Raw genomic sequence first — 6,153 nt, 5'->3', positions numbered from 1 at the left:
AAGATTGTTATTAAAACGGCAATCAAATAATTATTGTTTTGAGAAAAAGCCCATATACCAGAGCATTTTGTTTCTTAAAGCTGTAATAATTATTGCCTTATTAATATAAGAAGAAATTCCGATAACATCGGTTGACACGTCAGTCAAAAAGTATTATTATGATAACAATGGAAATATTATCCGTCAGACGCAGTCGGACGGCGCAGATAACGAACATACCTATGACGCCGGCGGAAGACTGACTCTGATCAAGCAGAAAAACGGCACGGTATACGAATATACAAAGTACGTATACGATATCGCGGGGAAAATGACCTCGATGTATACCGGTATGTCCTCGCCGACCGATACGGCAGGCGCGTCGCTCACGACATACACCTATGACCATATGGGCAGAAGCCTGTCGGTGACCGATTCTTTGAACCAGACAGAAAGCTATAGCTTTGTCAAGTATTATGCAAAAGTATTTTTCAGGATTGACTAAAGCGGGACAAAAGATATTCTTAAGTGGCTTGGGAAAAATAACAAATCGTAATTTAGCAGCAATTCGTAAAGTCATAGCTGCTGGGGGCAAAGCTGCTCAAATTGACGAACTTATAGCGAAATATGGTTATGCAATTGTTTTCAGCGCTTTCGTTTCGAGTACGACAACTGAAGTTGTCCCTAATAATTGAGGTTCTATATGTATCTTATGAAATTTAAACATGCTCTTTGCTCTTTTGTTGAATTAATTTTGGTGATAATTGTTCTTTTAGCATCAATAGTATACACAGATATATTCGGCATATCAATACGTTTTAATGCTCCAACTGTTATCGCTTTGTTAGTAGTTGGCACATGGTTTTTGTCATTGTCGCATAACATAATTTTTGTGGGAATTAAGGTAATTATTGACCTTGTTACTAAAAATTTTGTTAAACACGAACTTATTTTTGAGGAGCAATTCCCGTATAAGTCAAGCTTTCTTTCTGAAAAACGAAAAATTGGCAAAGATGGTGAAATAAAGCAATATAATATATTGGATTTTAAGATAGTTGCCCGAGAAAATGGTGTTCTTGTTATACTTACTAGCGAAGCATACTTTTCACTTGAAAGAAAAACGAAATATTTATTTACCGTTGGAAAGTATTCTAATTATGTTGTTGACATAGAAGAATTAAATGGTATAGCAATATTATCAACACAAACCGCAGGTGACGGTTCTTGAGGTTGACACCGACATCTGTCGCTTGACACATTTAACAAAGTTAATCACCAAATATAGGCATAGAATATCTATAATAATACAATGTTGTTATTATAATTGTAAATTAAATCCATTGTAATTGGTTGTAATTATGGAACGTCACCTATTCAGACAACAATAAAATAAAAAGGAAAGACAATATGAAAAACGAATAATAAGCATAATATTTATAATAGCGCTGATATTCGTCTTCGGTGCGCCGATGTAGTTGGGACGGCGGCAATATCGCTGCCGAGATTCAGAACAATGCCATTACAGTCACTTATATCCGCGGCATAAACCTCATCGCGTCCGATGTGGACGGTGTAAGGACGTATTACCTCTACAACGCTCACGGCGACGTGGTGAATCTTACGGATTCATCCGCGACTGCAATAAAATCCTATGACTATGACGCTTTCGGTGTTGAGAGGAACATAGCGTCCGGCGATGCCAACCCGTTCAGATATTGCGTGGAGTATTATGATAAGGAGACGAATACCTACTACTTACGGGCAAGAAATTACGATCCAACAACAGGTCGCTTTTTGAGTAAAGATACAGTCCACGCAAGACTGAAGAATATTTTCGACCCATATGGGGACTATCAGGGAACGCAACTTACGGGCGGTGTCTATGTGGATTGGACAGAAGGACAATATGTTGTTAATGATCCGTTAAGTCTTAATCTATACACCTATTCCCAAAACAATCCGATAATGTACAGCGATCCTAATGGCAATTGGATACATATCTTAATCGGGGCAGCAATTGGTTTTGCGGTAGGTGGTGCCATTTCTGCAGTTACGCAGTATGTGATGACAGGAAAAATTGATATTGGTCAAACATTAATTGCTGCAGGGACAGGTGCTTTAAGTGGCGGACTGGCAGCTACTGGTGTGGTACTAATTGGGCAAATAGCGGGAAATACTCTTCTTGGTGCTGCTTCAAGCTTTGGTAATCAGCTATATATGAATAAAGGTGACATCAAAAAAACAAATGTAACAGATATTTTGATAAGTGCATTTTTAGGTGGAGTTGGTGGTGCATTAGGCGGAGCAGGGGGAGGCTCAACACATTTAGACTCACTCTCAAACCAACTATTTAAGCGTGTCGGTAATGCAGTGAAAAACCAGTCAGGGAACGCGCTAAAAAAAGAAATTACAAATGCTGTTTCGTACTACTTGAAAAATTCCTTAAAACAAAATGCAACTATCATGTACAATGTTTTAAAATCTTACATCCCTACGGTTGTTAAAGGAGGAACAGATTGGATTGATAAGCTATTTAGTTCCAATGAAGCTTAATATCAGCATTGATAATATCTTGATTGCCGTATTTCTCTCAACATGTGTTATATTAATTTCATTAATTCCAAGTGGTATTATACGTGTTTGGGTGTTCTCATCTGCTTTTGAGAAGTACAGTAAACAGCATATAAAAAAAATTCGCTCTGAACATACCATATGGCAAAAAATGAATATTCTATACCTCACCAAATATGAAAATACAAAAAAAACGAAGAGAAGAGTGACTGCATATTGGATTTATTGGATTATAATCTTATTATCTGATATAATATCTTTTCTATCTGCTATAGGTTTCTTTCACTATTCCATACTGGAGTTTGTTTTCTTCCCACTGGGTTTGTTTGACATCATTATTTGGATAGTGTGGTCCCAAAGAGGCAAAAAAATTATTTAATATGACCAGAAGACAGGAGGACGGTTCATTCGGGTGTGAACCAGAAACCATGGGGACAGTTCTTGGTTGGTATTACTCCGGCAGCCATGATAATATAGTAACGAGAGTAGGCATTATGACGCCTTCGGCGTTGAGAGGAACATAGCGTCCGGCGATGCCAACCCATTCAGATACTGCAGCGAGTATTATGATTTAGAGACCGGGGAGATATATCTCCGGGCGAGGTATTATAACGCAAGTATAGGTAGATTCACGCAGCAAGACGGATGGGGATATGCGGATAGCAGCGATCCGCTGAGCTTGAATCTGTATGTGTATTGCGTGGGTAATCCGGTGCTGTGGGTTGATTTTAATGGTAATTGGCCATCTTGGAGTCAAATTGGCCAAGCAGTATGTATTGCTTTAGTAGCGACAGTTATTGTTGTATCAGTAGTTGCATCTGCTGGAGCAGTAGGATTTGTAGTAGGTGGTATTGCTGCAAGTATCGGTGCTTCAAGCGCAGTATTTGGTGCTGCTACAACCGCAGGAATTGTAGGAACATATGTAGTTGCTGGTGGTATTGCTATATGTGGTGCAAATAGAGTTACAGAAGCATTAACAAGCAGAAATTTTGGTATAGAATTATTTGGTGAAAGAACATATAACATAATAGAATTATCATTAAATATGCTTGGCATATGTGCAATAGAACTCCATAATATAACAGAATATACCTCACCTAAGAAAACAAAGAATGTAGAGTTTTCTAATAAGCAATCGCAATATCAATGGAAAAAACAAATGGAAGAACGAGGATGGAGTATAAATAAAATATTAAAAGTAAAAGACTGTCCAACTACAGTAGGAACATCAATAAATAGGTATACAGGTAATGAGTGCACTGTTTATTTTAATAATAAAGGCGGTTATGTCGTAATCGACAATGTTACAAATAAAATTGTACAAATTAGTGAATATGAAATGAACAATTTTACTATTGATAAGGATATAGTGAAATGAGGATTATTATGAATTTATCTAATATAATTAAAAATTCTATAATTAAAAATATTTCTATTTATAATTCTTCAGATAAAGATATTTTTAATTTTAAGAACACTACGTTATTTTCGTTAAATATAATAAAAAGTTGTATAATCAATATTGATTATACTAGATTATCTGATTTAAATATTGTACCGATTATTGTATCTGATTATGGCTATCTTGAGCCATATGAATTTGCTTTTTCATTGATAATTACAGAAAATCCAGATAACAGAGAAAAATTATTATTAAAACATTCTGGTAAAAATTCCATAGAAGAGATAAGTAATTATAATCTTGATTTAATCAATAACACATTGTTCGAATTAAAATATAACTCTATTAAAGAATTTATGGAATGTATAACAAAATATATTCAATATATGGAAATTAAAGAAAAAGACTTATTAAACTGCGAACTTTTAAAGGATAAAGGAATATTTTATTATGAAATAAGATGATTATTCATTTCTAATTATTATTGTTAAACGAAAGCGCTGATATTCGTATTCTACGCGCCGAAGTAGTTAAATCTCTATACCTATGACAAGCGCGGCAACAGGCTTACCTTAACCGTCACAGGCTCGGAAGAATATACGGTCGCGTACACCTGCGACGCGAACAACCGCCTTATCACGGAAGCAAAAACACAGAGCGGTATAACGACGACAACCACTTACGGCTATGACGCGAACGGAAATCAGACGACAAAGACGACGGACGGCGTCACTCAGACCTCGACATATAACCTCTTCGGACAGCTCACAGGTGATGGCATTCTGACCTACACCTACCGTCCGGACGGACTCAGACGTACGAAGTCCGACGGCACGACAACGACCGTTCATGTATGGGACGGCGGCAATATCGCTGCCGAGATACAGAACAATGTGGTCACTGTCACTTATATCCGCGGCATAAACCTCATCGCGTCCGATGTGGACGGTGTAAGGACATATTACCTCTATAACGCTCACGGCGACGTGGTGAACCTCACAGATTCGACTGCGACTGCAACCAAATCCTATGACTATGACGCCTTCGGTGTTGAGAGGAACATAGCGTCCGGCGATGCCAACCCGTTCAGATACTGTGCGGAGTATTATGATAAGGAGACCGGGGAGATATATCTCCGGGCGAGGTATTATAACGCAAGTATAGGAAGATTTACACAGCAGGACGGATGGGGATATGCGGATAGCAATGATCCGCTGAGCTTGAATCTGTATGTGTATTGCGTGGGTAATCCGGTTATATTTGTTGATCCGAGTGGAGAGAGTGAAAATTATGCAATGCTTATAGAAGATCAACATACAGGAGATAAAGATGGTACATTTAATTTAAGAACATATATAGATAAAATGTATGGTATATCTGTCTTTGGTTCGGAAGAAGAAGCTGTTCAAAATTGGGCAGAAGTGTATAAACCTATGAGCGAGGAATATGAACATGCATCATTAATATTTAAAATTTATATAGAAGGTTATGATGTGTTTTATTACAACAAGGCAATGAAAGGAATGAAAGCTACAGAAATATTAAATACAAAAATTAGTAATAATGTAGTATTGCCATTCTTAATATATTATTTATCAATAGAAAATAATATCTATATAAAATCAATTCCAATTGCTTTTATCCATTCGCATCCAAAGGCAATAGGTTTTTGCAATAATTTTCCTTCCATTAAACCAGGAATATATGGCGGAGATAGAATAGCATATAATTTGTTAGGACTTGATGAAATGTATATTGTAGCATATAATCCATGCAAAGGCGATAAGGAAATAATCAGATATACACAAGGCTTAGAATGGTGTGAGAAATTCACGAAAGATCTAAATTCAATTTATACTGTAATTAGAGGAGGCAGTGGTTCATCGGTAATATCGTACAATGAAACCAAATAAAAATCATGAGATATTTAGGCTTTATAATATTATTAATAAATATAATATTTTTGCAATCTTGCTGGATATATTCAAACGAATATGGCCCAACAGTTGGTGAAGAAGAAGCGGGGTATTACAAAGACATAATTAAAAAACACACAAATCTAAAAGAATTGGACGAAAACATTTTTTATTATGTTTATATTTCTAATGGTGACATAGAGCAATTTGCTCTATGTCACGATAAAATTAAAATTTGCGGAGAAAGAAGCTATGGTGACATTATAAATGAAACATATTATTTAA

The 6,153-nt window shown here is 36.3% G+C and carries 11 protein-coding genes; 8 read left to right on the top strand and 3 right to left on the bottom strand.

The window, feature by feature from the left end; translation table 11 throughout:
• Positions 1-139: 139 nt before the first annotated feature.
• Complete coding sequence (locus VB118_11635; protein ID MEA4833250.1) at positions 140-388, bottom strand: hypothetical protein; 249 nt, start codon at positions 386-388, stop codon at positions 140-142.
• A 55-nt stretch (positions 389-443) separates the two neighbouring features.
• Here VB118_11635 and VB118_11630 point away from each other — a divergent pair, with 55 nt between their 5' ends.
• Together VB118_11630 and VB118_11625 are read left to right on the top strand one after the other, a co-directional pair.
• Positions 444-674 (top strand): hypothetical protein, encoded by a 231-nt coding sequence (locus VB118_11630; protein MEA4833249.1) that lies wholly within the window; start codon positions 444-446, stop codon positions 672-674.
• A gap of 8 nt (positions 675-682) precedes the next feature.
• Complete coding sequence (locus VB118_11625) at positions 683-1,207, top strand: hypothetical protein (protein MEA4833248.1); 525 nt, start codon at positions 683-685, stop codon at positions 1,205-1,207.
• A gap of 206 nt (positions 1,208-1,413) precedes the next feature.
• On the opposite strand, the gene VB118_11620 is transcribed toward VB118_11625, so the two are convergent.
• Positions 1,414-1,581: a hypothetical protein gene (locus tag VB118_11620; GenBank protein ID MEA4833247.1), complete on the bottom strand. Its 168-nt coding sequence runs from the start codon at positions 1,579-1,581 to the stop codon at positions 1,414-1,416.
• Here VB118_11620 and VB118_11615 point away from each other — a divergent pair.
• From VB118_11615 to VB118_11600, 4 genes are all read left to right on the top strand, one after another.
• Positions 1,543-2,532 carry an RHS repeat-associated core domain-containing protein gene (locus VB118_11615; GenBank protein MEA4833246.1) on the top strand — a complete coding sequence of 330 codons (990 nt, stop codon included), beginning with the start codon at positions 1,543-1,545 and terminating at the stop codon, positions 2,530-2,532. The genes VB118_11620 and VB118_11615 overlap by 39 nt on opposite strands.
• Positions 2,533-2,930: 398 nt before the next feature.
• Positions 2,931-3,074, top strand: a complete 144-nt coding sequence (locus VB118_11610; protein ID MEA4833245.1) for a hypothetical protein — start codon at positions 2,931-2,933, stop codon at positions 3,072-3,074.
• Positions 3,075-3,262: 188 nt separating this feature from the next.
• Positions 3,263-3,928, top strand: a complete 666-nt coding sequence (locus tag VB118_11605; protein MEA4833244.1) for a colicin E5-related ribonuclease — start codon at positions 3,263-3,265, stop codon at positions 3,926-3,928.
• A gap of 8 nt (positions 3,929-3,936) precedes the next feature.
• The gene (locus VB118_11600; protein MEA4833243.1) at positions 3,937-4,416 is read left to right on the top strand and encodes a hypothetical protein; all 480 of its coding nucleotides are present in this window, start codon (positions 3,937-3,939) and stop codon (positions 4,414-4,416) included.
• Between the two features lie 108 nt (positions 4,417-4,524).
• Here the strand turns inward: VB118_11600 and VB118_11595 are convergent, their stop codons facing one another.
• Positions 4,525-4,932, bottom strand: a complete 408-nt coding sequence (locus tag VB118_11595) for a hypothetical protein (GenBank protein MEA4833242.1) — start codon at positions 4,930-4,932, stop codon at positions 4,525-4,527.
• Positions 4,933-4,941: 9 nt separating this feature from the next.
• Here VB118_11595 and VB118_11590 point away from each other — a divergent pair, with 9 nt between their 5' ends.
• Positions 4,942-5,865 (top strand): RHS repeat-associated core domain-containing protein, encoded by a 924-nt coding sequence (locus VB118_11590; protein ID MEA4833241.1) that lies wholly within the window; start codon positions 4,942-4,944, stop codon positions 5,863-5,865.
• 5 nt (positions 5,866-5,870) lie between these two features.
• The coding region (locus tag VB118_11585; protein ID MEA4833240.1) for a hypothetical protein at positions 5,871-6,153 on the top strand (283 nt) is incomplete at its 3' end.

Source organism: Oscillospiraceae bacterium, assembly GCA_034925865.1.
Taxonomy (GTDB): Bacteria; Bacillota; Clostridia; order Oscillospirales; family SIG627; genus SIG704.
This window is presented reverse-complemented; position numbering and strand designations above follow the sequence as displayed.

Bases quoted from the DNA above. Each gene is read 5' to 3' on its own strand.
- VB118_11635 (MEA4833250.1), bottom strand. From the start codon at position 388: ATGGTCATAGGTGTATGTCGTGAGCGACGCGCCTGCCGTATCGGTCGG.
- VB118_11625 (MEA4833248.1), top strand. From the start codon at position 683: ATGTATCTTATGAAATTTAAACATGCTCTTTGCTCTTTTGTTGAATTA.
- VB118_11610 (MEA4833245.1), top strand. From the start codon at position 2,931: ATGACCAGAAGACAGGAGGACGGTTCATTCGGGTGTGAACCAGAAACC.
- VB118_11600 (MEA4833243.1), top strand. From the start codon at position 3,937: ATGAATTTATCTAATATAATTAAAAATTCTATAATTAAAAATATTTCT.